We start from the raw sequence: 1,739 nt of genomic DNA on the forward strand, positions 1-1,739 counted from the left end.
TCGAACATCTCTTTACTATCCGTCAATTCATCCAGCTTCACCAAATTGGTATTCATCATTTATACCCATTCCCATAATGAAGTTACATAGAAAAATGATTATTTCATTGTTATTGAATTAGGATTGCATTCACTTTGCATAAATTGACCGCTCCATAACTTGTAATACTTCCCTTTCCTATTTATGAGCTCATGATGATTTCCGCTTTCCACAATCTCGCCTTGTTCCATAACATAAATACAATCACATCGAATCACCGTACTGAGGCGATGTGCGAGAATCAAGGTTGTTATCCCCTGTAAATTAAATATCGTTTCGGATATCGCGCTCTCTGTCATGGCATCCAGATTGCTTGTTGCTTCGTCCAGCAATAAAATATCAGGATTTTTCAATAAAGCCCTCGCAATAGCCAGACGTTGTTTTTGCCCCCCCGACAAATTGGAAGCATCCTCTTCGAGCACGGTGTGATACCGCAGCGGAAGTTCATTAATAAATTCATGCGCCTTAGCTTTTTTTGCGGCATCTATAATCCGATCAAAATCAATGTCGCCGCTTACACCAAGACATAAATTATCACGTATGGTTCCACTAAAAAAAACAGATTTCTGTGGAATAAAGCTAATTTTCCTTCTGAGAGCATCCATATTTATATCCTGGATATGAATTCCATCAATGAGAACATCTCCACTCTCCGGATGATATAATTTCATCAGCAGTTTTAGTAATGTTGTCTTTCCGGAACCGCTTTCCCCTACAAAGGCAACTTTTTTCCCGGGCGCAATGGATAATTGAATATTTTTTAACGTAAGCTTCCTTGTGCCATAACGAAAATGGATAGAATGGAAGTGGATCGGACCCTGTAGAGAAGATGGAAATACTTTCTTGTCTTCGGACTCTTGCCGCTCAGGTTGCAAATCTAAAATTTCACCTAGACGCTCCGCCGCCACAACGGCCGATTGCAAAGAAGACTGGAGTTGCATCAAATTCTGAATGGGCTCTAGAAAATAGGCTAACAGTGCGTTAAAAGCGATAAGTTGTCCCATTGTCAAGTTGCCTCGAATCACTTGCTCAGCACCGGCCCACAAGATTACAATCCCGCCCGCTGCCGATACGAAACCTTGTAGGGATGATTGTACATTACTTACCAAACCGAATTTAAATACGCTTTGCAACAGTTTCATAAATCTCTTTTCGGTTTCAACGACTGCCTTGCTTTCGGCACCAAATGCTTTAATGACTTCAATTCCTTGGATAGATTCAACCAAATTGGAATGTAATTGAGCATTATTCTCCATTTGTCTCCTGTTCAACTGGTCAAATGGCTTATGGAAAATCCAAACCAGAAGTCCATACAACAGGACAATGATAAATGTAACGCCAAAGAGAAAGGCATTTTGCATATAGAGAATAATTCCGCCAGCTACTGCCATAATCATATCAATGATAATGGATAGAGATGCATTAGAGACGGCTTCCCTAACCTTAGATGCATCCATAAAGCGTGAAATGATTTCCCCGGTTTTTCTCATCCCGAAAAAGTTCATCGGCAACGTAAGAACATGTTGGTAATATCCCAACATAAATACGATATCAAGCTTTTGACTCAAATATAGCAACAAATGACTGCGAAAAGCTTGAAGTAGAATTTTAAATGACGGATTGTCAAGCCAAGTGCGACAGTTCTTCTGAGAAGGATTCGTGAGCAGTCTTCCAGCCCAAACATTTTCGTGGTCGTTGAT

The 1,739-nt window shown here is 40.3% G+C and carries 1 protein-coding gene; it reads right to left on the minus strand.

Annotated elements, in window-relative coordinates; genetic code table 11:
* Positions 1 to 98: 98 nt before the first annotated feature.
* Positions 99 to 1,646: a peptidase domain-containing ABC transporter gene (locus PPOP_RS13575; RefSeq protein ID WP_422730651.1), complete on the minus strand. Its 1,548-nt coding sequence runs from the start codon at positions 1,644 to 1,646 to the stop codon at positions 99 to 101.
* Positions 1,647 to 1,739: the final 93 nt, after the last annotated feature.

The organism is Paenibacillus popilliae ATCC 14706, from assembly GCF_000315235.1.
GTDB classification, from domain to species: Bacteria; Bacillota; Bacilli; order Paenibacillales; family Paenibacillaceae; genus Paenibacillus_B; species Paenibacillus_B popilliae.